The organism is Paenibacillus caui (assembly GCF_019904135.1).
Taxonomy (GTDB): Bacteria; Bacillota; Bacilli; order Paenibacillales; family Paenibacillaceae; genus Fontibacillus; species Fontibacillus caui.
In genome coordinates this window covers 1-1,641 of the sequence record NZ_JAIOGQ010000074.1, presented here as the reverse complement: position 1 = coordinate 1,641, position 1,641 = coordinate 1, and the positions used below count along the sequence as shown (strand labels likewise).

The following is a 1,641-nucleotide window of genomic DNA, read 5'->3' as shown; positions in this document are numbered from 1 at the left end:
ACAAGTGAGAATGCCGGTATGAGTAACGAAAAGATCAGTGAGAATCTGATCCGCCGAAAGCCTAAGGGTTCCTGAGGAAGGTTCGTCCGCTCAGGGTAAGTCGGGACCTAAGGCGAGGCCGATAGGCGTAGTCGAAGGACAACAGGTTTAAATTCCTGTACCACCGTAAACCGCTATGAGCGATGGGGTGACGCAGCAGGGTAGTGACGCGGACTGATGGATGTCCGTCCAAGCAGTGAGGCTGGTGTGTAGGCAAATCCGCACACCGTAAGGCTGGGCTGTGATGGGGAGTGAAAATTACAGTAGCGAAGGTCATGATCTCACACTGCCAAGAAAAGCCTCTAGCCAGGTGAAGGTGCCCGTACCGCAAACCGACACAGGTAGGCGAGAAGAGAATTCTAAGGCGCGCGGAAGAACTCTCGTTAAGGAACTCGGCAAAATGACCCCGTAACTTCGGGAGAAGGGGTGCCCCGGTAGAGTGAATAGCTCGAGGGGGCCGCAGTGAAAAGGCCCAAGCGACTGTTTAGCAAAAACACAGGTCTGTGCGAAGCCGCAAGGCGAAGTATACGGGCTGACGCCTGCCCGGTGCTGGAAGGTTAAGGGGAGTGGTTAGGTTTAGGCCGAAGCTATGAACTGAAGCCCCAGTAAACGGCGGCCGTAACTATAACGGTCCTAAGGTAGCGAAATTCCTTGTCAGGTAAATTCTGACCCGCACGAATGGCGTAACGACTTGGGCGCTGTCTCAACGAGAGATCCGGTGAAATTTTAATACCTGTGAAGATGCAGGTTACCCGCGACAAGACGGAAAGACCCCATGGAGCTTTACTGCAGCTTGATATTGGACTTTGATACGATTTGTACAGGATAGGTGGGAGCCTAGGAAGAGGGAGCGCAAGCTTCCTTGGAGGCGGCGTTGGGATACCACCCTGATCGTATCGGAGTTCTAACCTGGTGCCCTGATCGGGCATGGGGACAGTGTCAGGTGGGCAGTTTGACTGGGGCGGTCGCCTCCTAAAGAGTAACGGAGGCGCCCCAAGGTTCCCTCAGAATGGTTGGAAATCATTCGAAGAGTGCAAAGGCAAAAGGGAGCTTGACTGCGAGACTGACAAGTCGAGCAGGGACGAAAGTCGGGCTTAGTGATCCGGTGGTACCGCATGGAAGGGCCATCGCTCAACGGATAAAAGCTACCCTGGGGATAACAGGCTTATCTCCCCCAAGAGTCCACATCGACGGGGAGGTTTGGCACCTCGATGTCGGCTCATCGCATCCTGGGGCTGAAGTAGGTCCCAAGGGTTGGGCTGTTCGCCCATTAAAGCGGTACGCGAGCTGGGTTCAGAACGTCGTGAGACAGTTCGGTCCCTATCTGTCGTGGGCGTAGGAAATTTGAGAGGAGCTGTCCTTAGTACGAGAGGACCGGGATGGACGCACCGCTGGTGTACCAGTTGTTCCGCCAGGAGCACAGCTGGGTAGCTAAGTGCGGACGGGATAAGCGCTGAAAGCATCTAAGCGTGAAGCCCCCCTCAAGATGAGATTTCCCAAATCGTAAGACCCCTTGAAGACGACGAGGTAGATAGGCTGGGGGTGGAAGTGCAGCAATGCATGGAGCTGACCAGTACTAATCGGTCGAGGGCTTATCCAAAA

Annotated in this window: 1 rRNA gene; it reads left to right on the top strand. The window is 54.7% G+C overall.

Annotation, left to right across the window (positions count from 1 at the left end):
- Positions 1-1,639 (top strand): 23S ribosomal RNA (locus tag K7397_RS21140); the annotation flags it as partial.
- Positions 1,640-1,641: the final 2 nt, after the last annotated feature.